Below are 22,549 nucleotides of genomic sequence, written 5' to 3'. Positions count from 1 at the left end.
CATGTGTATTTTCTTTGTTTAAATGCACTTTTCCTTTTTATAATCTGACGAAACTGGAGGAATATATATGGCAAAACTTAAGAAGAACCCTTCAAAGGCTGGAATTAGTGCAGCTAGTGTAACTGGAAACGCAGGTCCGCATAATCACGGTGTTGAAAAAGGACGCCAAGGTAACAACCAACAATATAAGAAGCATAATATGGGCGAAAAATAACGCTATATTTTTGGGCAGAGAACGTGGCATAATGATTAATGGCTGCTTTTTCTGCCCAATTTATTTGTACATATGGAAAACAAAAGAGGGACCGATGATGAAACGAACAATAGTTATGATTGTAATGATTGCTACACTATTTACAGGGATGATTTTCTTCTCTTATGCACAAAGGCAACAAGCTGTAAGAGTTAATCAACCTAACATTACTGGGCAATACGCCATTACAATCGATGCAGACACAGGTGAAATTTTGTATGGGAAACGTGAAGACGAACGCTCTTATCCGGCTAGTATAGCCAAAATGATGACAACCCTTCTTTTACTAGAGAATGTAAAAGAAGATGAAGAAATTACAGTTACAGAAAATGCAATTAAAACAGAAAGTCAAAGTAAGAAAATTAAACTTCGTGCTGGAGAAAAATTAAAACGTGATGAGGCATTAAAACTTATGCTTATCATTAGTGCAGATCCAATAGCTGAATCAATTGCAGAACATATCGCAGGATCAAAAAATGAATTTGTGAAAATGATGAATGCTAGAGCGAAGGAACTTGGTACAAAGCATGCGACTTTCAAGAACGCAAGTGGTGCTGATGCGATTGGAAATAAAGTATCACCATATGACATCGCTATGATTACGAAAGAAGCATTAAAGTATCCAGTTGTTTTAGAATATATGAATTCAACACGTACAACTCTACATACTTCAGAACGCTCTCCAAACATCGCAAACTATGGACGAGAAGAACTATATGACGATCCATATGCGATTGGAAGTAAAAGCGGTCTATCAGCACTTGGCAAATATACAGTCGTAACAGTCGATGAAAAAGATGGTAAACGCGTCATTAACGTCGTATTATCTTCTACTCGGGCGCAACTATATCCTGATACGAAGAAAATGGCACATTATGCATTTCAGCAATTAAAATAACCAAGGAGTATTTTCTCCTTGGTTATTTTTTAACCATACCTTTTAATACGAACGCAACGTTTGCTGGACGCTCTGCTAGACGACGCATGAAGTAGCCATACCAGTCGTTTCCATAAGGTACGTAAACACGCATTTTGTAACCTTCTTTTACTAGCTCAAGTTGACGCTCATTACGAATACCATATAACATTTGGAATTCAAATTGATCCCTTGGAATGTTGTGTTCTTCAGCAAGTTTTTTTGTATATTCAATAATCGCTTCATCATGTGAAGCAATCGCAGTATAATTTCCATTTAATAAGTGCATTTTAATAATCTTTTTATAATTGTCATCTACATCTTTCTTATCTGGGAATGCTACCTCTTCAGGTTCTTTATAAGCACCTTTTACAAGACGTAAATTAGGATTATACGCATTTAATTCTTCCATATCTTTTTCTGTACGATATAGGTAAGCTTGAATAACAGTACCAATATTATCGTATTCAGATTTTAATTGTTTAAAGATATCAATTGTTTTACCACAGCGTGTATAATCTTCCATATCAATTGTAACGAACACGCCATTTTCTTTTGCAGCTTCTAAAATACGGCGCATATTGTTCATTACGATTTCATCAGAGATATCTAATCCCATAGAAGTCATCTTTAAAGAAAGTTGCGAATCAAGACCTTCTCTTCCAATTGCACGGATCGCTTCAATCGATTGGTTAGCCATTTCATTTGCTTCTGCTTCATTATCAACGAATTCCCCTAAATAATCGATTGTTACACAAAGTCCTTGCTTGTTCAATTGTTTAATAGCTGCTGTCGCTAATTCAATTGTCTCCCCTGCGACAAAGCGACCTGCACCAAAGCGTAAACCGTACTTTTTAGCCAGTTTTGTTAGCGCTTTATTTTTAGATAAGAAAAGAAACGAATTTCGCATTAATTGTTCCATGTAATTCACCCCTATGACTGTAATTTATCTGTTTTTTACCCCTCTTCAAAATTATATCATTGTTTAAAATTATTGGATACAAATAATTATTTAGATAATTTATAAAATACTATAAAAACATTTAAAAACCTATATTCTCGCATGCAAATATGAAGGGAATATTTTTCGACATTTAGAAAAAACGGGTTTACTAGGGCAAAAATAGGCATACCGAAAATATTCGACATGCCTATAAAACCCTTAATATTCCACGTAAGTTATATAAGGATATTAATACAGAAAACTTGCGATTATATTTCCCTCAAGTTTTTTTATTGCTCATTTCGCTTCTCTTCATTCAGCCTTTTAATATCTGTAATTAACTGCACCATCTCTTCTTTCGCATCTGGATATGTCTCATTCCAATGCTTTACTAAAGCTGGCATTGTCTTCGCTATGTAAGAATAAAGCGCCCACTTCTGCACCTGCTCTTTTCTCTCTTCATTGCTCTCTCCAAGTAATAGTTCCGTGTATTTCTCTAACAACCCGTCAAATTGTTCATTAAACTTTTCACTCATTTTATTTACCTCCTATATGAAAAAAGCAGCGAAGATCGCTGCTTTTTCTTATAATTTTGATCGAACAGAGTTTAATTTTTTCTCCATTGTGCTTACTTTATCACGACGATCATCAATACGAATAGTTGTTGCAACACGCTGTGCACCTTTCGTATATGGAACTTCATGCATTTGTTGAATTACTTCTAGAATGACAGGAAGATCTCCTTCAATAATTGTATTCATCGGTGTTAATTGATACTTCACGCGATCCGCATTTTTCTCTAGCACCTTTTGTACTTCTGCTACATATTCACTAACACTTGGATTACCTGTTCCTACTGGAATAATCGATACATCAACAATTGCCATAGTAGTCTTCCTCCTATAATCGTTTCTTATATATCCATTGTCTATTTTACCGAAATCCTCATCATTTTACTAATATGTTACTCTTCCACTTTAAACTGCTCGACTAATCTTTCTAAATCTCTCATATGTTCTGTCAAACTTTCCATCGTGTGAGCTACCTTTTCTAAATGATTCACCTGTGATTCCGTTGCAGCATGTACCTCTTCAGAAACAGCTGCACTTTCTTGACTCGTACCAGCAATTGTATGCATTACCGCTGTAATTTCCCCTTGCTCGTAACCTATGTTATGTACCTCTTCTACAATTTTTTCAACTGAAGTACTAATCGTATTTACGACTGACATAATTGTGCGGAACTCCATTTCCGCCTCTGTCGTCACTTTATTTTGCACATCTGCAATGTCTTTCAATTTACTTACAACTTCTACAACCCTTTTTACTTCTAATTGTACATCACCAATCATCGTTGTGATTTCTCCGGTTGCCTCTTTTGATTGTTCCGCTAATTTCCGAACCTCTTCAGCAACAACCGCAAATCCCTTACCTTGCTCACCTGCACGGGCAGCTTCAATCGATGCATTTAAAGCAAGTAAATTTGTTTGATCTGAAATGCCTTTTATAAGCTCAACAACATTTTGAATCGATCCAACTCTTTGTTCTAACTTATCCGATGCTTCTTCTGTATGAACAACAATCGAAGATGATTGTCCCCTCGTACGAATTAAATTCCTCATTGTATTTAATCCTTGCTTAGATGCCTCTTCCGCTTTGCCAGCCACTCCTTTTATTTCACCAACGGAGCTATTCATTTGTTCCACTGACTCCGCCATATTCTCGAGCTGAGCTGAAACTTCATCCACACTATTCGCAAGAGTAGAAGCTCCTCCGCTCACATCATCCATTGCTCCTGAAACTTCTCTACTAGCCGCTACTGTTTCGTTCGTTAAATAATGTAAACTATTCGTTGATTGTTGCACCGTTGATACGCTGTTTTTAATTTTACTTACCATTTCATTCATTTGTTCAACCATATCATTAAAGTGCTTCGTCAACTCTCCAACTTCATCTTTACTTGTCACTTTCATTCGCAGCGTTAAATCGCCTTCTGCTACTTTTTGCACGTGATTCTTTAATAGTTGCAGTGGTCTTGCTAATCTTCTTGAGAACAAGTAGGAAGCTACGATTCCAACTAATAAACTAATACATGCCATTATAATAACTGTATTTCTTGTACTATTTAATAGCCCATCGATCGTTTCTTTCGGATAAAAGATTCCTATCGCCCATTTCATCGTATCAAATGATTGACTATAAACAACTACATCTTCACCTTTTATTGTAGTGACCGCATATTTTGTTACCTCTTTATTTAAGCTCTTTATAAGTGGCTCTTTAGAAACATCTTTCCCTATCTTTTCTGGATAAACAAGAGCCATATTTTTATCATTTATAATAAACATTTCTCCGTCATTATTGTATTGAATATTGTGAAGCAACTTCTGAATCGTCCCAAGCGATACATCCATCGCAACAACACCTAATACAGACCCATCTTGAGCTGTAATTGCTTTAGAAACACCTACACTTAACTTTCCTGTTGCAATTTCATAAGAAGGTTGTCCCCAATGGACCTTTTTTACATCAGCCTCTGAATCTTTATACCATGGCCTTGTCGTTGGATCGTATCCTTCTGGCACTTGCCCACCTTCAGCAAGATTGGCACTTAATGTTTTTTTATCTTTCGTACCAATATATAAATCTAAAATACCAGGATGATTCTTTTTATACTCTGCAAACTCTTTCGTTAAAAACGCTTCCTCTTCTGGAGTAACCCCACCTTGAAGCATATTACGAATCATCTCACTGTTCGCATAATACCCCATATCTTCATCCGTTCTTTGAACAAATGTCGTAAGTTGCTCTGTCACAAGATCCATCGCATTTTGAGAATACTCGTCTAAGGAACGCACTTCCTTTTCTTTCTGTAATTGATACACAGCTGTACCCAATATTACGAACATCATAGAAATAAGTACTGAAAACACTACCGCAATTTTTAAACGTAAACTTCTTAACATCTTCCCCCTAGCATCCCCTTCGCATTAAACTAAAATCTTATTAATCATTATATTAAGTATAATAGATAAAATTAAAAAATTGAAATTAATTCTCACCTTAATACAATTAGAAAACGGACTACCACTTGTGCAAAAACAAATAGTTCATTATCCTTAAAATATAATCTCATTCGTTCGGAGGTAACTATGTTACAAAAATTCGGTTTCTCACAATATGAAAGCCAAGCTTATGAAGTTGTCGTATCAAGCAATGAACCATTAGATGCTACAACAATTGTGAAGCATTCAGGTGTTCCAAAAGCAAAAATATATGAAGTGCTAGCACGCCTAATCGATAAAGGAATGGTAATGGATTCTGTTTCAGAAAAGAAAAAATTGTATACAGCATTACCACTAAAGCTAGCAATTGAAAAATTAACGACAGAATTCCAATCAAATATTAAAGAACTGGAAACAAATATATCAAAAAAATCATTTACAGATGACCGTGTGTGGAGCTTAAAAATGCAATCTTCTATTCGAGTTCAAAGTAAAGAACTCATTGAAAGTGCAAAAGAATCAATCCGTATTTCAGCTTGGAATGATACTCTTTTAGAATATCTCCCTTTACTAGAACAAAAAGCAAAACAAGGTGTTCAAATTGAATCCCTTATTGTTGGAGAAGTAGAAACAGACTTAGAAAACATGCATTTTCTAATCCCAGCTGAAGAGCCTAATGCATTAGAGCGCTACTTACTACTCATCGTTGACGATCGTGAAATTTTATTTGCTGGCGTAGAACAAGAGTCATGGCAAGCGATGAAAACAATGTCACAACCTTTCGTAAAGTTCTTTACAGAATTTTTCTATCACGACGTTGCACTTGCAAAGATTACCCAGAAACACCATGACCTCTTTATGGAAGATGAGGAAATTAAGAGTTTGTTAATGAAATTAAGATACTAATTAAATAATAAAAAGGAGTCTAGTTTTTCACTTAGACTCCTTTTCGTTTTGTTCCTTTATCTCCATCAACAGCTCAATGATTTTCTCATTTTGCTCTACCTGTTTCTCAGAATTTTTATAGATGAAACGAACCCATCTAAGTGCAAGAATAATAAGAAACAAAGGGAGCATTGAAATTAGAAGACCAATAATTGAAAAATTCGTATACATATACCTACCTCGCTATATACACCTTCTCCATCTTTCTACTAAAACCTGCAATTTTTTACAAATAAAAAAGAACCTATCAAACGATAGATTCTTCTTTCACGAACTGAGTAGAGCGTCCTCTTGTAATCGAGAAAATCGCACAAAGTAGTGCTAATATAATAAAGCCACCGCCTACCCAAGCATTATATATAACAGATGATTTTTCAATAACAACTCCACCTACTGTTGAACCGAGTGCAATTCCTAAATGAAGCGCAGAGTTATTTAAACCTTGCTGAATACCAGCTGATTCCGGTGCAATTTCAATTAAATAATTTTGCTGTGCTGGTGAAATCGCCCAGCTCAGCATACTCCAAAGTCCCATCATAATGATGAAGAGCGGGAATGAGAATGTCATTAATGGCAACATGAAGATTGCACATGCAAATACGATAATAATCGAGATAATACTTTTCTTCGACCCCCATTTATCAGCAAGCCATCCACCAAATCCGCCGCCAATTACTGCTGCGATTCCGAAAATGAAGTAAAACACACTAATCCAGTTTGCTTCAACATGCATGACATCCTTTAAGAAAGGCGTTAAATATGCATATAGTGTTAAATGACCCGTTAAAAATAAAAAGGATGTTAACTGTGCACTTACAATTTTTTTATCTTTTAAAGTAGCAAGTTGTTTCTTTATTGATAATACCGATGTCGGTGGTACTTTCGTTAAGAACAATGAAATACAAGCAATAGCCATAACTGTTAATATCGAAATTAATACAAATGGCGCACGCCATCCGTATGCATTTCCGAGCACAAGACCGAGCGGTACTCCAAGTACGAGTGATCCGCTAATCCCCATAAAAATGATTCCAATTGCACGCGCACGAAAATGCGGTTCCACTACACTAGAAGCAAGTGTTACCGATAGTGCAATAATTAATGAACCACTTGCCGCACAAATAACCCTTGAGAACATTAACATTCCGTAATTTACACTAAATGCCGAAATGATATTTCCGATTAAGAAAATCGATAATGCTCCAACATACAATGTTTTTCTTTCAAACTTCCCTGTCACAGCTAATAAAACTGGACCTGACAAAGCAAATACTACCGAAAATATTGTGATAAGCTGACCAGCTGCGCTAATAGATACTCCTAAATCATTGGCAACTAAATCGAGCGTTCCTCCTATAATTAACTCAACCGTTCCGACTACGAAAGCCGCGATAGCTAAAATATAAACACGAAAATTCAAGTCTTTCCCCACGCTTTCTATTTTGGTTACTACGACTATAGTAACCAAAATAGAAAGTGGACGCAAGTATAATTTTTTTGCAGTAAAAAAGGTAGGCGTATTATACGCCTACCCTTCCATCATTCTGTTTCTTTCTTCTTATTCAAGTACCAATACACCGGAAGTCCCGTAAATACAATTCCAATTGATAAAAAACAACTTACTGGATCGTTAATAATCGCACTACCGATTACAAAAAGTGAACCTAAAATCGCAACAATTGGTACGATTGGGAATAACGGTACACTATATGCACGCTCTTTATTCTTATTACGTTTTCTTAAAATGAAGACACCAATAAACGTCATCACATAGAAAATATAAATAATGAATACGGAAATCTCAGATAGCTTATTTGGATCACTAATAATCATTAAAATAATTCCTAAAATGATTTCAACAGTAATCGCATTTGCTGGTGTTTTAAATCTTGGGCTTTCCTTTGCAATAAACTTAGCAAATGGAAGTTGTCCACGTTCTGCCATCGACATCGGGATACGTGGGAACGTTAAAATCTTTCCATTTAAACAACCGAAAATAGAAACGATAATACCGATACTAATAATTTTCCCGCCATATTCTCCAAGTAGCATGCCGGCAGCTGTCGCTGTTGCATTTTCTCCAAGGTCTACAATTTTCGCTGCTGGTAATACATTTAATAACGCCAAGTTAATTAATACGTATGCAGCTGTTACAATTAAAATCCCAACTGTCATTGCTTTCGGTAATAACTTTGTTGGATTCTTCATTTCCCCGCCAATTGAAGCAAGTAAAATCCAGCCGTCATAAGCAAATAACGTTGCTAAAATTGCCATACCGATACTTTGATTTTCCGATATCGGCACAACTACGTTAAAGATATCGCTATTCCCTTTCCAAAAACCTAGCACAACAATTAACACAATCGGAATCATCTTCCCAATTGTCGTGATTGTTTGAACGATACCTCCGTATTTTGTTCCCATACTATTTACAACGCCAAGGAACACAACCGTTCCAATTGCGATTGGTAAATTCCATGCTTTATCTAAATAGAAAAAATTAATCATTAAAGAACTAAAGTATAAGCCTAATGTTCCGATAATAGCAGGTCCATAAACAATTGTTTGCATCCAACCTGATAAATATCCCCAAAAACTTCCGTAAATCTCCTCTAAATACGTATACAAACCACCATTTTTCGGGATTTGCGCTCCAATTTCAGCTACTGTTAAACCACTCGCTAGCGTCAATAGACCACCAATTACCCAAGCAAGAATGGCCATATTAGAACTTCCCGAGTAATCTAATACGCTCCCTGGCTTCATGAACACACCAGATCCAATAATCGTTCCTACTACGATAGAAAGTGCTACTGTTAAACCAATTTTGTTCTTCTCATCATGATGCATGCTGCGTATCCTCCTTCCAATCCTAGTGTGATGCAAAAATGAAATAAAAAAACACTCCTCCCTAAAAAAGGGACGAGTGTTGTATTCGTGGTTCCACCCTTGTTTCAATTCGTAAAGTAACACACTTCACCAATTTCTCAAGTCTAAATAACGGTTTTTGCCGGCAAGCAATTACTAGATATTCGTTCACTGCTGCAGTTCAGAGGTGGTAATCTATTTTTCCGTATTAGGAAGCTCACAGCCAAAGGCTTCCCTCTCTGAGAATCGTAAAAAATTGATCGTGTCCTCATCATCACTTCTTGATGTCGAATTTTGTAGTTATTGTTCATTATATTGAATTGTTATAAAAAATCAATATATTTTTTATATAACATAAGAAAGAATTCTCTTCTTATATTATAACAGAAGATACAAAACTTCTCTATTTCCCTAAAAATGGTATAATCCATTTAGGAGGTGCATCAATAATGATTGCTGTCTTTTGTATCATCGCTACATGTCTCTCTGTTCTATTCGCTATCATGCATCGGCACAAGTATCCTGGTTATAGCATTTTAGCGGTAGCTATTATACCAGCTGGTTCTCTACGTATTGGGTAAATATCAATATACGGAAGTGTTTATCGGTTTTGCAATCTTCTACTGCGTCTTCGGATACATACTAACAATGAAAAGAATTTTATTGAATCATTAAAAGAGACCGATTTCTATAAGTAGAAATCGGTCCTCGCACGTACCTTCCGGTTGCCCCACGAAAGATACATAAATCCATTATTTATCTTCTTTTTTCATAAAAAAACTTGCCCCGTAAAAGCCCGATTGGTGAGGGCTAATAATCAGTGGAAATGCACCACTGATTAAAGTTTCACTTTATGATGCGGAAGATCCACATTTAATTCCTCTAATTGTTTCTTTTCATTGTCTAAAATCGCTTTTGCTTTTGTTTTCGTTGCTTCATCTAATCCCACAAAGATATCTTCATGCTTCTCTTTCTCTGGAAGTTTTACACTTAGTTTTGTTAATTCTTCTTTTGCTTGCTCATGCGTTAATTTTCCGGACTTTTCTTGTTCAAAAATAGACTTTGCTTTTTTCTTTGTTGCTTCATCTAAGTTAGCAAGCATGTCTTTACGCTTACCCTTCTCCGGCATGTTCACGCCTATCTTTGTTAATTCCTCTTTTGCTTGCTCATGCGTTAATTTTCCAGATTTCTTTTGCTCTAAAATCGACTTCACTTTTGCTTTCGCCTGTGCATCTAATCCTGCAAACATGTCTCCATGCTTACCTTTCTCCGGCATGTTCACGCCTATCTTTGTTAATTCCTCTTTTGCTTGCTCATGCGTTAATTTTCCAGATTTCTCTTGCTCTAAAATTGACTTCGCTTTTTCTTTCGTTTGATCATCTAATCCTGCGAACATGTCTTTACGTTTTTCTTTCTCCGGAAGCTTTACACCTAGTTCCTCTAACTGTTTCTTTGTATCGTCCATAATTGTTTTTACTTTTTGTTTTGTAGCGTCATCCAAATCCTTTTTCGCCGTTTTTGCAGGCTGATCTGTTGCTGGAGTATTCGTTGCCGCGAATGCCGGAATACCGACTCCTCCAATGATTCCGAATGATAAAGCACCTGCAATCGCTAAATACCCAACTGTTTTCTTCTTCATAGGAAATTTCCTCCTTCATATTTCTAAAGCATGTACACTTTCGTATACATCACCTATAGTAATGTTGGTTCCTTAAAATTTCCTTAACGATTCAAATAAAAAACACCGCTCGTGATGAGCGGTGTTTCTCTATGCTTTTTGTAATTGTAACTCTTCACGTTCCATTATTTTTCTTAATACAATTGTTTGTGTCATTGTAAATAAGTTACCTGTTATCCAGTACAATACAAGTCCTGATGGCGCCGCAAACCCCATAAATAGAATCATTGCCGGCATCATAATTTGCTGCATCTTTAGCATCTGTACTTGTTCTCCAGGTGTAATATTAGATTGGAAAACTTTCATTTGAATAAATGTCGTTAACGCTGCAATAATCGGTAATATATGATATGGATCTGCATGTCCTAAGTTCACCCATAAAAACGAAGATGTGCGAATCTCTTCTGTTCGGCTAATCGCATAATACAAAGCAGAGAAAATCGGCATTTGTATAAAAATTGGCCAGCAACCAGCAAGTGGATTCCAACCGCCTGATTTCATTAGTTCTGACATTTCTTTTTGATACTGTTTTTGTTTTTCAAGATCTTTACTTACATCACCGTATTTTTTCTTTAGCTTCTGCAATTCAGGTTGCATTTTCTTCATTTTCGCTTGGCTGCGATATTGCGAAACAGCTAATGGAATCATGGCTGAACGAATAACGAGCGTCATAATAATGATGGCAATCCCAAAGCTAGCTCCAGATATATGATGCGCAACAAATTGAATCATAAACGAGATTGGATATACAAAATAATGATCCCAAATCCCAGTACTATGTGCATCAATTGGGGCCGCATTACTGCAACCAGATAAAACAAAAACAAGTAATAATGATAAACTAACGAGCACAGCTCGGTATGATTTTAACATGTTCATTCCTCCAATGTTTCGTAATTATTTAGCGAAACATTGGTGTATACGGACCGACCTCGTCATTCTCTTCACTTGATTCTTGTCTGCGTACAGAACGAATCATTCCATATTTATAAAAAATAGAAAATAGCGGTACATTTCCCGCACTATCTTCACATGTATCAACTAACGCAAAAGCTCTTTGTCTACCGCTTGATGCTTGTTGACGCACAAAGCGAGAAACATTAGTAAGGAAGAAAACTTCTAATAAACAAAGTGCTGTCGTTACAAACGATATATATAGAATTGCATCCTGCAATAAAAATTCCATCGCTTCACATCCTTAATAAGGTCATTTTAGCACATTCGGCAAACATTCTCTATTTCCTTTTATTTTCAAAAAAAGCATTTTGCATATTTTCTCAAGAAAATAATAATTAAGAAATATTGTATTCGCTTTCTTTAGTATATTCACACACATCAATGAATAGGCTTGATTTATTAGAAATTTATAAAATTTTTGCATTATAATAAAACTATTGCCAGTTTTTGAAAAAACCTTTATTCTCTTCTTGTAATCAAAAATGAATATGGAGATGAAACATACTATGGGTCAACTAGGAGACGCCGATTACGTTCCCGACACCGCCTTTTTATCCTTCCCAGCAGCGAAAACATTTCACTTAGAATTTATAATACAGTTGGTTGTTATTTTTATAGCTTCTATTTTGTATGCAATTTCTATGAATATGTTTTTTATCCCGCATAATATGATTAGCGGTGGGTTCGCTGGTGTAGGGATGATTATCGGTTATTTAATGCACTACAATATCGGTGCACTTATCTTTTTACTAAACATTCCTCTTCTTATTTTAAGTCACTTTTACTTAGGCAAGAAGACAACCTTTTTAACAGCGTACTTTGTAGCTGTATCATCGTTAGCGATGAACATTATCCCGGTACACCAAGTTTCAGACGATATTTTACTTTCTTCTGTATTCGGTGGTGTTATCTGCGGAGCAGCTTCAGGAATTATATTCCGATTTGCTTCTTCAACAGGTGGTTTTGATGTTGTTGGATTGATTGTAGCGAAATATCGAGATGTTTCAATTGGAGCAATCATATTTGTATTCAACTTAATCTTACTTGTAGCAGCAGGTTTTATTTTCGGTTGGGATATTACACTTTATACGTTAATTAGTCGATTTGTAGTCAGCAAAGTTATCGACGCTGTGCATACGAAACATATTAAATTAACGATAATGACTATTACAGAAAAAGGCGAGGAAATAAAAAGCGCACTACTACATCACGGTATACGCGGGGTGACAATGGTAGACGCTGTCGGCGGCTATACAAACCATAAGAAAAAAATGATTTACACTGTCGTGACTCGCTATGAGTTAGGCGAAATGAAACGTATTATCCGTCAAGTGGATAACAAAGCATTTATGAACATTACTGAAACAGTTGAAATTGTCGGCCGTTTCAAACGTATATAAAAAAGGGTAATAAATTAAAGGGCATAACATATTAGTCATATATAATATGTTATGCCCTTTGTTATTCAACTAACGCACCTTTTAGCATAATAAAATCACTAAGTTTATTACTACAAATCGGAGGATAGCATTCCATATACAATACTATCTGTCCATTCATTTTTATTCCAAAAATCTTGTATGAAATGTGCTTCCTTTCTCATGCCTATTCGTTCACACAATTTTTGTGAAGCTGTATTACGTGCATCAAGATTAGCCTGTATACGATGTACATTACATTCATTAAATAATTTCAATACTAAACTACTTACTGCTTCTGTTGCCAAACCTCTCCCAGCTACTTCATTTGAAAAACTATAACCAATCTCAACAGTGTCTTTCATATTTGTGTACCATACGGATAAATCACCAACTACTTTAGCCTTATATATAACTGCCAAACTTAATATTGATTCTTTAGTAAGTACATTATTTGCTAGCTTCTTATTAAATCTTTTCTGCATGTCTTCATGAGTCCACTTATTATGTAATAGGAACTTACATGTATCATCACTATTATAAATAGCAAATACATCCTGTAAATCAGTACTCTTAAAAGGTCTAATTATTAATCTTTCTGTTGTGAACTCCAAGTTAGCTCTCCTCCCTTACATTCATGCTATAAAACATTTTTTATAGTATTTAAGCCTCATTCTTAGATCTCACTTTGATTACATATTTCATCATAATAAATTAAAGTCCTTCTTCCACTAAACTGCACCGTTAATGGTATTTCCTTGCGCTTTTTATTTTTTACACTTATTACAAAATCAGATAATTCTATCATTATGTCCCTAAATGTGTTATAATGAAAGCAGACTCACAAAAAAAGAGTATATAGACTTGGAAGTTTCTCTTATTTTACAAGCAAAAAGAAACGAGCAGTCGGGTATATTTCAGACACCATACACGTAACGGTTTAAACAACCGATCATCTTAGTTACTCTTCAATGATCTTTTTATAAAAAGATACGTACAATTAAAACTCACTTCAATATACTATACCTACCTTTTTGACTTCCAAATCATCTTATTACATAGGGAGATGAACATATGAATCAATATATACGATATACAATAGCTGTCCTGTTTGCTATTATCGGCGGAACAATCTGCTTCTGGACAAACACTCAGCTTGGAGAGAATATCATTTTTAATGGAATCGAAACACTTGTAAGCGCTTCAATTTTAGGCGGATACATTTACTTCCTCTTCAATCCAGAAGAAAATGCTCAAAAAACAATGTTATTAACAATGATTGGAATCGTTGGTGGATGTATTTCCTACTCAATGACAAACTATACATTACCACTTCAATTAAGCTCAGCTTTCTTCCACGGTCTATGGACTTGGTTCATTGCATTCTGCTTAGCAGACGTATTCAACCTATTACAAGACAATGAAGAAGATAGCGGTCGCCAAATTGAAAGTAACTCTTAAGCTGGAAGGAATTCTTCCAGCTTTTTTATGTTGGTTTGCATACCCCGGTTAGTATCTACCGTAATATATCAGCGATTCTCCAAATATATCGGCGATTTCTCCACTTATATCAGCGATTTCTCCACTTATATCAGCGATTTTTTCATTATATCGACGGTTCGACACATTATATCGACTTACCGACAATTTTCGGCAACCTATTTATGCTCTATACCCCGTCACCACAATAAAAAGAAGCTACCCAACGGCAACTTCTTTTCCACATACCCCACTTCGTATTCACTTAAATATATCAACGATTTTTCAAATATATCGATCGTTTCTCCACTTATATCAACGATTCGGCACAAAATATCGTTTTAACGACAATCTTCGACACTCGAAACGTACAACATACCCTATCCCCCAAGCAACTTACTGCCGAACTCTACGATTAAAAAGATAATTAATAGGATCGCGAGTATCTTTAATGCTACATATGCCACTTTAAAAACAACATAAATGAGCAAGACTATCAAAATAATTGATAAAATTTCCATATTTACTTCCTCCAAGCTGCGCTCTTCTTATCTTATTTTACTCGCCCTAGGCTGTTTATGGAACGGCATAAGATGACATAGAAAAAAGAGGATACCTCACCCATCGTAAGATACCCTCTTCTTTAGCTGCTCAAACCATTCTCTCTCTAATTGTAAATATCCCATTTCACTCTTCTCGGCGCTCTTTAATTCTTTATCAGCTTTCCTCATATAAGTACGGGATGCTTCCATATCGCCCTCTAAATATTTAATAATTCCTTTTGTACGGTAATATCCGTTTAGATCCATTTTTGTAATGGCCTTTGCATGTTCCTTTGCTTCTTGCAAAGAAAGACTATCCATCTCATAAAGTGCTTTATATAAAAGGTACCAACTATGAAAACTACTAACGAAAAACTTATTTTCTTTCGTTACAGGTAGTTGAACAATTCGTTCTATATGCGGTATCGCTCTTTCCATTCCCTCTTGATCTGCACGAGCAAAAAAGACAAGCATAAGTCTACTCATTATCTCTCTTATCTCTTTATTCTCTTTTATTTTCTCCTCACTAAGTTCTACTAATCTTTCATCCCAATCTTTCGGTCTTTTATAACTAAATAACTCACTCGATATTTGAATCTCATATAAATGATTTCTAGCTCTTTCATCATCTTTAATTAAAATAAGAAATTGCATCCCATCACTCATAAGCGTTCCTTTTATCGGCACAATTGTAACCGCAAAGATTGCAAAATGGAAAAAGGAAAAATATAAAAGATATTGATAATAACTTACCATGTATATGTAACCAAAAGTAATACCAAATAGTAAATTCGTAATCGGTCCACCTAAAGTGAGCCAAGCCCATTTTTTCGAAAGATTCGGTGTCTCTATAGAAGGTGGTACTAATGTTGCAACGCCTCCAAAGTACGCCCATAATTTATTTTCTCGAATGCGTAATTTTCCTTTTTCTTTTTGAATAGTAATGGGTCCTACTGTTATAAATTTAAATGTCAAACCACCTATTACACCAAATACTACATGCCCTAGCTCATGAATGGCTAACACTAACAATGCAATCCCAACTATTGCCCACAGGTTCAAAATTACTTCTAATTTCCCAGTTCGGATTACTCCGTATAAAATGGACAGAATTAGCGCCACTGTCATTGAGCCAGCTGGCCTTCTTAAAATATCCACCTTTTTCTCCCCTTAATAAATCATTTTTCTCTGCATTTCGTACATGAACTTCCCGAGATGCAATATCCAAATAAATGAGATTAAACCAATTAACACAAAATCGATATCACTAGCAGCTGTATATATAACAGCAGCCCACCATACATATGCCAATATTGTATTCGTAAATTCATATGCTTTATATCCAGCCTCATGCACAATGTGCTTTAATCCTTCATCTGCGTTTTTCGTCCACATTTTCATAGATTCCATATATGTTACACCTTGTTCAGGATATAGCTTATTATAACGATTTTTTGTTATGAGTCCGATAATTACTACAGTAGTTAAACAAGCAATAGAAGCTACTAAATTCCACACCGCAAATGAAACATTTGTATCTTGCAACAGTGCACGTCTACATGTAATAACTGCATATACAAACCATGCCTGCGTAACTATATCACCTACACGTAAATATATACTTATAATGCCTAATTTTCTGCCTTGCACGCTCTCTTCTTCATCGCGTGCCTCTGCTAACATACGTGTATTCTTCCAAGTGTAGTACATCATTAAGATTCCAAAAATAGTACATATACCTATAAATGTATTGGATGATAATTTTCTCGGTTCATCCGAGAGTAAATTTAAAGCTATATAAGACGTTAAAAAACCACCCAGCATACTTAATGCTATTTTCCCTACAGAATCAAATTGTTTTTTTTGCTTACTCTTCATCGTCCTCTTCCCCCTCTACTAACGTAAATATTTCCTCCACCGATACGTTGAAAATTTTTGCGATTTTTAACGACAATACGATAGATGGCGCATAATCCCCACGCTCGATTAAACTAATCGTTTGCCGCGATGATCCAATCGCTTTCCCTAAATCCCCTTGTGATAAACGATGCTTTGCTCGCAATTCCCTCACTCGATTTTGAAGCTTCATGTCTTCCCTCTTTTTCATTTATTTAATTAAAATTGTAAATAATATCCTTATTTTTGTCAATTATAATTGTCATTACGACTATGATAATTGACAAAAATAAGGATATCTTATGATAGAAATAACCTATATAATGAATGTGAAATATTAAACAAAGGAGATTCCATATGAAGAAAACATCTACCTTTTCTTACATTCTTACTAAGCTTACAGCAGCTTTCTTGTTATTATTACTTATTAGCACGCTTCTCTTAACAACTAGTCAACCAACACTATATAGTTTCTTAACTGGATTACGCGAACTACTATATGTTCCCTTCGTTCCTATTCTTGCTGCATATGCAATTTTTTGTTCTATTTGCATCGATAAATTGAAATTAAAAACACATACAAGACTAAAGACATTATTCCTTTATATTTTTTGCGGCTATTTATTTTTTCTTCCCTTCCTAATATTTAAAGAAGCTAGTCTAACACAGTTCTTGTACCTCGGATCAATTGGAGCATTATGTTCTCTTTTTTTCTATTTATGTATAGTTATAGCAACAAAATTTAAGTGGATACAATATGTCGTCCCAGGCATTATGCTTATTATATTTATCACAATCAACTTTATTGATTTAGAAAAGGTTGGAACATCAAAAGAGCAATGGGTCGAAACAATAACAGATAACTCTTTCGAAGCATCTTTTCAACATTTTAGTGGTGAACATAAAGTCCCCATTGAGCTAAAACGAGGTGACATATTAGAATTCACCATTGAATCACAAGCTGAAAATCCAGATGGCTACATGGGAGACGTAAAAATGGCTAGTGAGTTTCAAGAGGAAGAAAATTATTTAGCTTCAGTCGGCCCTAATACATACCATTTCGCAGCAATTAAGACCGGAACTTACTACATTATAGTTAGCGGACACCAGTTAAAAGGAAAATTAAAAATAAACTGGAACATAAAATAAAAAAGGCAGTGCGTCTGCACTGCCTTTCAAAATTTTGACATAGAATGGATTTCATATTAACTTGCGTTTTGTAGTAATACTCGTTTTAACTGCTTACGGAAACGAATACCTAACGTAACCGCTACAATCACAATCACCCCAAAAATGATTTTACCGATGTGACCTTCTAGCGCCCCAAAAATATCATGTAAGTTGCCACCTAACCAGTAACCACCAATTAAGAAGAATGATACCCAAAATAGAGCACCTGAGTAAATTGTAATGGCAAAACGACGGAATGGTAAGTTAATAATTCCTGCAAAGTATCCTGTGAAATGACGTACACCAGGAATAAAGAAACCAATAAAAATTAAGAAGTACCCATACTTATCAAACCACATTCTCGTTAAGTCAATTTTTCTTTGTGTTAAAAATACGTATTTTCCATACTTTTGAATGAAAGGCATACCTAATTTATTTCCTAAAAAGTATTGAATCGTCATTCCTACACTTGTCCCAATAAAGGATAGAATAATTAAAATCGGTAAACTTAAATCACCCTTATGTGCTAAAAATCCCGCATATGCTAATGTTGGCTCTCCCGGAAACGGAAGTGCAATATATTCTAACAGCAAGCCGACAAGTACAACATAGTACCCGTATTGCTGAAATAATTCATGAATCCATTCCATGTCATCTCTCCTTTCAGTCACGTACAACTTCTTACTATTATTGTATAAAAAAATTGTCGAAATAACTATCACAATAGCTTACATTTTTATTACATTTTTGTAAGGGTCACACTAATGATTTTCGTTCTTTATTAAATAGTAAAAATCATTTTTTAAGTCGAAATAGCGAAAAGGTACATTAATAACATGCAGATTTCATCCATTTTTTAGCACTAAAAAACCTCTCTTATTTTGTTCTCAATAAAAAACCATCACAAACTCATGCTAACTTCATATTAGCTTCATATACGTATTGTAAGATTATATCGGAATTTGTTGAAAAATTTAACCAATATATGACTAAGCATTAATTTGAATAAATATAAGTCGTTTTTCGAAATTGAAAAAAGGGTGAATACGAAATGGAAGCATATAAAATGCACGATTTTATTAATACAAATGTTGAATCTCATCAAAATGAAACCGTTTTTAATTTACAAATATGTGAAACAAGTGAATTTGACGTAAGTTTAACAAAATCTACAACACTATCTTTTATCGTTTCAAAAAAGAATATTAAAATTGTCACGAAAAAATGGATTAATTCAAATCAAGAAAGCATGATTGGCAAAAGCTACATCATTCCAACAAAAGCTTTTCACTATTTCTTACCAATCATTTCTGAAAATGAAGATGAGCTAAATATTCAAGTTCAAAGTTTTGGACTACGTGGTGAGCTTTTATTAAATGAAAGATTACTTATTGATAACAACAAACATAACAGCAAAATCACTACATTCTTTGAAACATTAGATGAAAATGTAAATAAAGCATTACGAGGATTACAACTTCATTGTATGTAAGACTATTACGATAGTAAAAGGAGAATAACAATGAAAAAATTATTATTAAGCGCACTATTATCATTAGGATTTTTAACTCTTCCATTCGCTAGCACAGAGGCAGCTACAACGAAAGATCAATTAATCGTAGATACTCAGTTAAATAAAATGGATTATTATCAGGATGGAAAATTTATAAAAAGTTTTACTGTCGCTACTGGAAAAGCAGCAACACCTACACCTAAAGGCACTTTTCAAATCGTAAATAAAATTAAAAACCGCCCTTATTATACAGGCAAAATTAAAGGCGGCGATCCACGTAATCCACTTGGTGACCGTTGGCTTGGATTAAATATGGCAGGAACTTACGGAACAACTTATGCGATTCACGGAACTAACAATAATCAAGCAATCGGCAAATGGACAACACTTGGTTGTATTCGTATGTATAACAATGATATACACTGGTTATTTGAGCGCGTTCAGCAGCAAGCTACCGTCACTGTAAAATAGCCTAAAAACAAGATTTATGTGTAGCCAAGAATTTTATGTCTTGGCTTATTTTATTTATTCATTTACAGTAGCAAAACAACTGTATTTACATATATAATAGGAATAGATTTGATTAGCTAATGTCTAAACATTGATAAACGTAGATATTAAAATTATACAGTTATAATATTTTATAAATTTTATAATACATACTATAATAGAACTACTGTAATTCTGAACTATTCAGTAACACTAAACTATTCCCCTTGCTACCTTCATGATTATTTTATAGCGGGGGCTTATTATATGTATAAACAATCTGAGTCACTCGAAAAATGATGAATTCGAATATTGCAGTAAAAAGCGTTATTTAGGAGGTGTTACTATGACGCATATACTGGTGATTGAAGACAACCCAGATATACAAGAACTTATTCGTGAATTTCTAATGGCACAAAACTTTACCGTTGATGTAGTTGGTGCTGGAACAGAAGGTATTCTTCTTTTCCAAAAAAATTCATACGATCTTGTCCTCCTCGATGTAATGTTACCAGATATAGATGGCTATAGTATTTGTAAAATTATGCGAGGACAATCTGATGTACCAATCATTATGTTAACAGGCTTACATAATGAAGAAAGTGAAATTAAAGGATTTGAATTAGGTATTGATGACTATATTACGAAACCGTTCCATTACACTGTATTTATTAAGCGTGTAGAGGCTGTATTAAGAAGGGCAGCAACGAAGGAAGCAGAAGCTGCAACTATACTACAATTCCATGAATTGATGTTAAACTCTACAGCATATGCAGCTTATGTTCATGGTAATCAAATTGAATTGACAACAAAAGAATTTGAAATTATTTATACTTTACTGCAAAATCGAGGAAAAGTATTATCAAGAAGTGATTTGTTGAATAAGGTATGGGGCTATGAACATTATGGTGATGTAAGAGTTATAGATACACATATTAAAAACTTAAGAAAAAAATTAGGAATTCCTTATATTAAAACGGTGAAAGGCATTGGCTACAAAATCGAATCGTAGCAAAGACAACATCACCAAAAATATTTTCATCAAAACCTTATTATTTTGTATTCTTTTATCACTTTGTCTTTATCAAATGATTTACTTTCTAGCTTCAAACTACGATAAAGAACGTTTTGCAAAAGAAAATGGAACGCCGACTACAGAACAGGCCGATTCAGATAAGCAAAACGACGAAAGTAAAACGACGCAAAATAAAGCTGTATCAAAGGGGAGCATTTCTAATTTCCAATCTTCTATTATAGATTATAAATCTCTTTCTACGGCTATCAATCACCTTTTGCAGCCTAGCCAAACTGCAAAGGCAAAAGAACATACACAAAATCTTTCGGGGAAAAATAGCACTTCTAATCTGCCTATAGAAGCAGAAAAGAAAGCTGCTAATAATGATGCCTTACATACACAAAATGCAGCAAGTAAAACAAATGATACAAATGATAATCCAAAGTTAGCAGATGCGTTGCAGCAATTAGCTCCACATATTGGCGCGACAATGCTTGCATTATCACTACTCGGATCTTTAATTTATACAAAACTAATTGCCAAACCTTTTCAATATATGAGCGATGCTTTAAAAGATATTATGAACCTTGATTTCTCAGATAAAAAGCTACTTAACAAAAATACAGATCAAACAGATTTTAATTTGCAAGTAGCCGCTTCACAAGTACCAAATATTGTAAAGAATTTACATGCAAGCAATCAAGATTTAAGAAATGAGCTCAAAAAGGAAAAACAATTAGAGCAATCTCGTAAAGAATTTATGTCTATGGTATCCCATGAATTAAAAACACCAATCGCAGCCGTTATGGGACAGCTAGATGGCATGATTCACGGGATTGGAGCTTATAAAGATAGAGATAAATATTTAAAACGTTCCTATGAAATGATGCAAGACATTAACATATTAACGGAAAAAATGTCGGAATTATCCAAAATACAGAACCCTCAATTTAAACCAGATTTAAAAGTTATCTCATTAACTAACATTATTGAGGACGTTATGAAGAAGGTGGATTATTTCGTATCTGTAAAGCAATTAAATGTTCAATCTAACATTAAACAAGATGTACAGGTTTTAGCTGATCCTACATTTATTCAAACTGCTATTTTTAACATCATTTCAAATGCAATTCATTACACAATTGACCATCAGCATGTATATGTAAAACTTTATGAAAAACCAAACGGTTATGCATTAGAAGTATTAAATACAGGTTCGCAAATTGATGAAGATAAACTTGCTCATTTATTTGAGCCTTTCTATCGCGCAAACCCTGGCAAACATGGTTTAGTACAAGGTAGTGGTCTTGGATTATATATCGTGAAACAAATATTAGATAAACATCAGTTTCCTTATGGGATACAAAACACAGCTCAAGGTGTAAAATGCTCCATTGTATTCCCAAAAGCAATGTAACATTCACTATAATTACATACCCCAAACTCATACTTCATGTGTGAGT

26 protein-coding genes, 1 pseudogene and 1 other annotated feature are annotated in these 22,549 nt (G+C 34.6%); of the genes and pseudogenes, 11 read left to right on the top strand and 16 right to left on the bottom strand.

Annotated elements, in window-relative coordinates:
• The first annotated feature begins 67 nt into the window (after positions 1-67).
• On the top strand, positions 68-214 hold the full coding sequence (locus AC0OM3_RS20780; RefSeq protein ID WP_001096344.1) for a YuzL family protein: 147 nt from the start codon (positions 68-70) through the stop codon (positions 212-214).
• Between the two features lie 97 nt (positions 215-311).
• Positions 312-1,151, top strand: a complete 840-nt coding sequence (locus AC0OM3_RS20775) for a D-alanyl-D-alanine carboxypeptidase family protein (RefSeq protein WP_000831481.1) — start codon at positions 312-314, stop codon at positions 1,149-1,151.
• Between the two features lie 22 nt (positions 1,152-1,173).
• Here the strand turns inward: AC0OM3_RS20775 and AC0OM3_RS20770 are convergent, their stop codons facing one another.
• The 4 genes from AC0OM3_RS20770 to AC0OM3_RS20755 all read right to left on the bottom strand — a co-directional run bounded on the left by AC0OM3_RS20770 (position 1,174) and on the right by AC0OM3_RS20755 (position 5,077).
• Complete coding sequence (locus AC0OM3_RS20770; protein WP_000436776.1) at positions 1,174-2,091, bottom strand: proline dehydrogenase family protein; 918 nt, start codon at positions 2,089-2,091, stop codon at positions 1,174-1,176.
• Positions 2,092-2,402: 311 nt separating this feature from the next.
• Entirely contained in the window at positions 2,403-2,648 is a 246-nt protein-coding gene (locus AC0OM3_RS20765) for a YusU family protein (RefSeq protein ID WP_001290594.1), read from the bottom strand.
• Positions 2,649-2,696: 48 nt separating this feature from the next.
• Positions 2,697-2,999, bottom strand: coding sequence for an MTH1187 family thiamine-binding protein (locus AC0OM3_RS20760; RefSeq protein WP_001018860.1), 303 nt, complete (start codon positions 2,997-2,999; stop codon positions 2,697-2,699).
• A 77-nt stretch (positions 3,000-3,076) separates the two neighbouring features.
• On the bottom strand, positions 3,077-5,077 hold the full coding sequence (locus tag AC0OM3_RS20755; RefSeq protein ID WP_474212895.1) for a methyl-accepting chemotaxis protein: 2,001 nt from the start codon (positions 5,075-5,077) through the stop codon (positions 3,077-3,079).
• Between the two features lie 186 nt (positions 5,078-5,263).
• Between AC0OM3_RS20755 and AC0OM3_RS20750 the strand changes: the two genes are divergently transcribed.
• Positions 5,264-6,022: a TrmB family transcriptional regulator gene (locus AC0OM3_RS20750; protein WP_000939479.1), complete on the top strand. Its 759-nt coding sequence runs from the start codon at positions 5,264-5,266 to the stop codon at positions 6,020-6,022.
• 27 nt (positions 6,023-6,049) lie between these two features.
• Here the strand turns inward: AC0OM3_RS20750 and AC0OM3_RS20745 are convergent, their stop codons facing one another.
• The 3 genes from AC0OM3_RS20745 to AC0OM3_RS20735 form a co-directional block, all read right to left on the bottom strand.
• Positions 6,050-6,232 (bottom strand): hypothetical protein, encoded by a 183-nt coding sequence (locus tag AC0OM3_RS20745; protein ID WP_000288473.1) that lies wholly within the window; start codon positions 6,230-6,232, stop codon positions 6,050-6,052.
• A gap of 76 nt (positions 6,233-6,308) precedes the next feature.
• Complete coding sequence (locus AC0OM3_RS20740) at positions 6,309-7,493, bottom strand: MFS transporter (RefSeq protein ID WP_003303294.1); 1,185 nt, start codon at positions 7,491-7,493, stop codon at positions 6,309-6,311.
• Positions 7,494-7,600: 107 nt separating this feature from the next.
• Positions 7,601-8,911, bottom strand: coding sequence for an APC family permease (locus AC0OM3_RS20735; RefSeq protein ID WP_000546304.1), 1,311 nt, complete (start codon positions 8,909-8,911; stop codon positions 7,601-7,603).
• Positions 8,912-8,976: 65 nt separating this feature from the next.
• Positions 8,977-9,213 (bottom strand) — a binding site (T-box leader).
• Between the two features lie 165 nt (positions 9,214-9,378).
• On the opposite strand from AC0OM3_RS20735, the pseudogene AC0OM3_RS20730 reads away from it, so the two are divergent.
• Positions 9,379-9,604: pseudogene (locus tag AC0OM3_RS20730) on the top strand (hypothetical protein).
• Between the two features lie 163 nt (positions 9,605-9,767).
• On the opposite strand, the gene AC0OM3_RS20725 reads toward AC0OM3_RS20730, so the two are convergent.
• The 3 genes from AC0OM3_RS20725 to AC0OM3_RS20715 form a co-directional block, all read right to left on the bottom strand.
• A complete protein-coding gene (locus AC0OM3_RS20725) occupies positions 9,768-10,568 on the bottom strand; it encodes a hypothetical protein (protein ID WP_002164228.1) in 801 nt (266 codons plus the stop codon).
• Between the two features lie 129 nt (positions 10,569-10,697).
• Positions 10,698-11,480, bottom strand: a complete 783-nt coding sequence (yidC, locus tag AC0OM3_RS20720; protein WP_000920540.1) for a membrane protein insertase YidC — start codon at positions 11,478-11,480, stop codon at positions 10,698-10,700.
• Between the two features lie 28 nt (positions 11,481-11,508).
• Positions 11,509-11,793, bottom strand: a complete 285-nt coding sequence (locus tag AC0OM3_RS20715) for a hypothetical protein (RefSeq protein ID WP_000394936.1) — start codon at positions 11,791-11,793, stop codon at positions 11,509-11,511.
• Between the two features lie 277 nt (positions 11,794-12,070).
• On the opposite strand from AC0OM3_RS20715, the gene AC0OM3_RS20710 reads away from it, so the two are divergent.
• Positions 12,071-12,964, top strand: coding sequence for a YitT family protein (locus AC0OM3_RS20710; RefSeq protein ID WP_000530032.1), 894 nt, complete (start codon positions 12,071-12,073; stop codon positions 12,962-12,964).
• A 110-nt stretch (positions 12,965-13,074) separates the two neighbouring features.
• On the opposite strand, the gene AC0OM3_RS20705 is transcribed toward AC0OM3_RS20710, so the two are convergent.
• Complete coding sequence (locus tag AC0OM3_RS20705) at positions 13,075-13,596, bottom strand: GNAT family N-acetyltransferase (protein ID WP_000397304.1); 522 nt, start codon at positions 13,594-13,596, stop codon at positions 13,075-13,077.
• A 460-nt stretch (positions 13,597-14,056) separates the two neighbouring features.
• Here AC0OM3_RS20705 and AC0OM3_RS20700 point away from each other — a divergent pair, with 460 nt between their 5' ends.
• Positions 14,057-14,443 carry a DUF3938 domain-containing protein gene (locus AC0OM3_RS20700; RefSeq protein ID WP_001077773.1) on the top strand — a complete coding sequence of 129 codons (387 nt, stop codon included), beginning with the start codon at positions 14,057-14,059 and terminating at the stop codon, positions 14,441-14,443.
• A gap of 398 nt (positions 14,444-14,841) precedes the next feature.
• Here the strand turns inward: AC0OM3_RS20700 and AC0OM3_RS20695 are convergent, their stop codons facing one another.
• The 4 genes from AC0OM3_RS20695 to AC0OM3_RS20680 form a co-directional block, all read right to left on the bottom strand.
• Positions 14,842-14,982 carry a DUF3985 family protein gene (locus AC0OM3_RS20695; protein WP_000404758.1) on the bottom strand — a complete coding sequence of 47 codons (141 nt, stop codon included), beginning with the start codon at positions 14,980-14,982 and terminating at the stop codon, positions 14,842-14,844.
• Between the two features lie 96 nt (positions 14,983-15,078).
• A complete protein-coding gene (locus tag AC0OM3_RS20690) occupies positions 15,079-16,131 on the bottom strand; it encodes a site-2 protease family protein (RefSeq protein WP_002164230.1) in 1,053 nt (350 codons plus the stop codon).
• Positions 16,132-16,173: 42 nt separating this feature from the next.
• Positions 16,174-16,881 carry a DUF3169 family protein gene (locus AC0OM3_RS20685; protein ID WP_000837683.1) on the bottom strand — a complete coding sequence of 236 codons (708 nt, stop codon included), beginning with the start codon at positions 16,879-16,881 and terminating at the stop codon, positions 16,174-16,176.
• Positions 16,871-17,092 (bottom strand): helix-turn-helix transcriptional regulator, encoded by a 222-nt coding sequence (locus AC0OM3_RS20680; RefSeq protein WP_000776161.1) that lies wholly within the window; start codon positions 17,090-17,092, stop codon positions 16,871-16,873. The genes AC0OM3_RS20685 and AC0OM3_RS20680 overlap by 11 nt, the downstream gene beginning before the upstream one ends.
• 164 nt (positions 17,093-17,256) lie before the next feature.
• On the opposite strand from AC0OM3_RS20680, the gene AC0OM3_RS20675 reads away from it, so the two are divergent.
• Positions 17,257-18,048 (top strand): hypothetical protein, encoded by a 792-nt coding sequence (locus tag AC0OM3_RS20675; protein ID WP_000753815.1) that lies wholly within the window; start codon positions 17,257-17,259, stop codon positions 18,046-18,048.
• A gap of 56 nt (positions 18,049-18,104) precedes the next feature.
• Here the strand turns inward: AC0OM3_RS20675 and AC0OM3_RS20670 are convergent, their stop codons facing one another.
• The gene (locus AC0OM3_RS20670; protein ID WP_000454751.1) at positions 18,105-18,719 is read right to left on the bottom strand and encodes a DedA family protein; all 615 of its coding nucleotides are present in this window, start codon (positions 18,717-18,719) and stop codon (positions 18,105-18,107) included.
• A 401-nt stretch (positions 18,720-19,120) separates the two neighbouring features.
• Here AC0OM3_RS20670 and AC0OM3_RS20665 point away from each other — a divergent pair, with 401 nt between their 5' ends.
• The 4 genes from AC0OM3_RS20665 (at position 19,121) to AC0OM3_RS20650 (ending at position 22,503) form a co-directional block, all read left to right on the top strand.
• Positions 19,121-19,561 (top strand): DUF3978 family protein, encoded by a 441-nt coding sequence (locus tag AC0OM3_RS20665; RefSeq protein WP_000388768.1) that lies wholly within the window; start codon positions 19,121-19,123, stop codon positions 19,559-19,561.
• Between the two features lie 30 nt (positions 19,562-19,591).
• On the top strand, positions 19,592-20,053 hold the full coding sequence (locus tag AC0OM3_RS20660) for a L,D-transpeptidase (protein WP_000735062.1): 462 nt from the start codon (positions 19,592-19,594) through the stop codon (positions 20,051-20,053).
• A gap of 364 nt (positions 20,054-20,417) precedes the next feature.
• Positions 20,418-21,083, top strand: coding sequence for a response regulator transcription factor (locus AC0OM3_RS20655; RefSeq protein ID WP_000148833.1), 666 nt, complete (start codon positions 20,418-20,420; stop codon positions 21,081-21,083).
• Positions 21,061-22,503 carry a sensor histidine kinase gene (locus tag AC0OM3_RS20650; RefSeq protein ID WP_000201969.1) on the top strand — a complete coding sequence of 481 codons (1,443 nt, stop codon included), beginning with the start codon at positions 21,061-21,063 and terminating at the stop codon, positions 22,501-22,503. The genes AC0OM3_RS20655 and AC0OM3_RS20650 overlap by 23 nt, the downstream gene beginning before the upstream one ends.
• Positions 22,504-22,549 lie beyond the last annotated feature (46 nt).

Source organism: Bacillus sp. FAU20, from assembly GCF_056033865.1.
The sequence above is the reverse complement of the archived record's forward strand: the minus strand, read 5'-3'. Positions and strand labels throughout refer to the sequence as shown.

What these genes read in the sequence shown, in the direction of transcription:
- AC0OM3_RS20780 (WP_001096344.1), top strand. Translation starts at nt 68, where the DNA reads ATGGCAAAACTTAAGAAGAACCCTTCAAAGGCTGGAATTAGTGCAGCT.
- AC0OM3_RS20775 (WP_000831481.1), top strand. Translation starts at nt 312, where the DNA reads ATGAAACGAACAATAGTTATGATTGTAATGATTGCTACACTATTTACA.
- AC0OM3_RS20770 (WP_000436776.1), bottom strand. Translation starts at nt 2,091, where the DNA reads ATGGAACAATTAATGCGAAATTCGTTTCTTTTCTTATCTAAAAATAAA.
- AC0OM3_RS20765 (WP_001290594.1), bottom strand. Translation starts at nt 2,648, where the DNA reads ATGAGTGAAAAGTTTAATGAACAATTTGACGGGTTGTTAGAGAAATAC.
- AC0OM3_RS20760 (WP_001018860.1), bottom strand. Translation starts at nt 2,999, where the DNA reads ATGGCAATTGTTGATGTATCGATTATTCCAGTAGGAACAGGTAATCCA.
- AC0OM3_RS20755 (WP_474212895.1), bottom strand. Translation starts at nt 5,077, where the DNA reads ATGTTAAGAAGTTTACGTTTAAAAATTGCGGTAGTGTTTTCAGTACTT.
- AC0OM3_RS20750 (WP_000939479.1), top strand. Translation starts at nt 5,264, where the DNA reads ATGTTACAAAAATTCGGTTTCTCACAATATGAAAGCCAAGCTTATGAA.
- AC0OM3_RS20745 (WP_000288473.1), bottom strand. Translation starts at nt 6,232, where the DNA reads ATGTATACGAATTTTTCAATTATTGGTCTTCTAATTTCAATGCTCCCT.
- AC0OM3_RS20735 (WP_000546304.1), bottom strand. Translation starts at nt 8,911, where the DNA reads ATGCATCATGATGAGAAGAACAAAATTGGTTTAACAGTAGCACTTTCT.
- AC0OM3_RS20725 (WP_002164228.1), bottom strand. Translation starts at nt 10,568, where the DNA reads ATGAAGAAGAAAACAGTTGGGTATTTAGCGATTGCAGGTGCTTTATCA.
- yidC (WP_000920540.1), bottom strand. Translation starts at nt 11,480, where the DNA reads ATGTTAAAATCATACCGAGCTGTGCTCGTTAGTTTATCATTATTACTT.
- AC0OM3_RS20715 (WP_000394936.1), bottom strand. Translation starts at nt 11,793, where the DNA reads ATGGAATTTTTATTGCAGGATGCAATTCTATATATATCGTTTGTAACG.
- AC0OM3_RS20710 (WP_000530032.1), top strand. Translation starts at nt 12,071, where the DNA reads ATGGGTCAACTAGGAGACGCCGATTACGTTCCCGACACCGCCTTTTTA.
- AC0OM3_RS20700 (WP_001077773.1), top strand. Translation starts at nt 14,057, where the DNA reads ATGAATCAATATATACGATATACAATAGCTGTCCTGTTTGCTATTATC.
- AC0OM3_RS20695 (WP_000404758.1), bottom strand. Translation starts at nt 14,982, where the DNA reads ATGGAAATTTTATCAATTATTTTGATAGTCTTGCTCATTTATGTTGTT.
- AC0OM3_RS20690 (WP_002164230.1), bottom strand. Translation starts at nt 16,131, where the DNA reads ATGACAGTGGCGCTAATTCTGTCCATTTTATACGGAGTAATCCGAACT.
- AC0OM3_RS20685 (WP_000837683.1), bottom strand. Translation starts at nt 16,881, where the DNA reads ATGAAGAGTAAGCAAAAAAAACAATTTGATTCTGTAGGGAAAATAGCA.
- AC0OM3_RS20680 (WP_000776161.1), bottom strand. Translation starts at nt 17,092, where the DNA reads ATGAAGCTTCAAAATCGAGTGAGGGAATTGCGAGCAAAGCATCGTTTA.
- AC0OM3_RS20675 (WP_000753815.1), top strand. Translation starts at nt 17,257, where the DNA reads ATGAAGAAAACATCTACCTTTTCTTACATTCTTACTAAGCTTACAGCA.
- AC0OM3_RS20670 (WP_000454751.1), bottom strand. Translation starts at nt 18,719, where the DNA reads ATGGAATGGATTCATGAATTATTTCAGCAATACGGGTACTATGTTGTA.
- AC0OM3_RS20665 (WP_000388768.1), top strand. Translation starts at nt 19,121, where the DNA reads ATGGAAGCATATAAAATGCACGATTTTATTAATACAAATGTTGAATCT.
- AC0OM3_RS20660 (WP_000735062.1), top strand. Translation starts at nt 19,592, where the DNA reads ATGAAAAAATTATTATTAAGCGCACTATTATCATTAGGATTTTTAACT.
- AC0OM3_RS20655 (WP_000148833.1), top strand. Translation starts at nt 20,418, where the DNA reads ATGACGCATATACTGGTGATTGAAGACAACCCAGATATACAAGAACTT.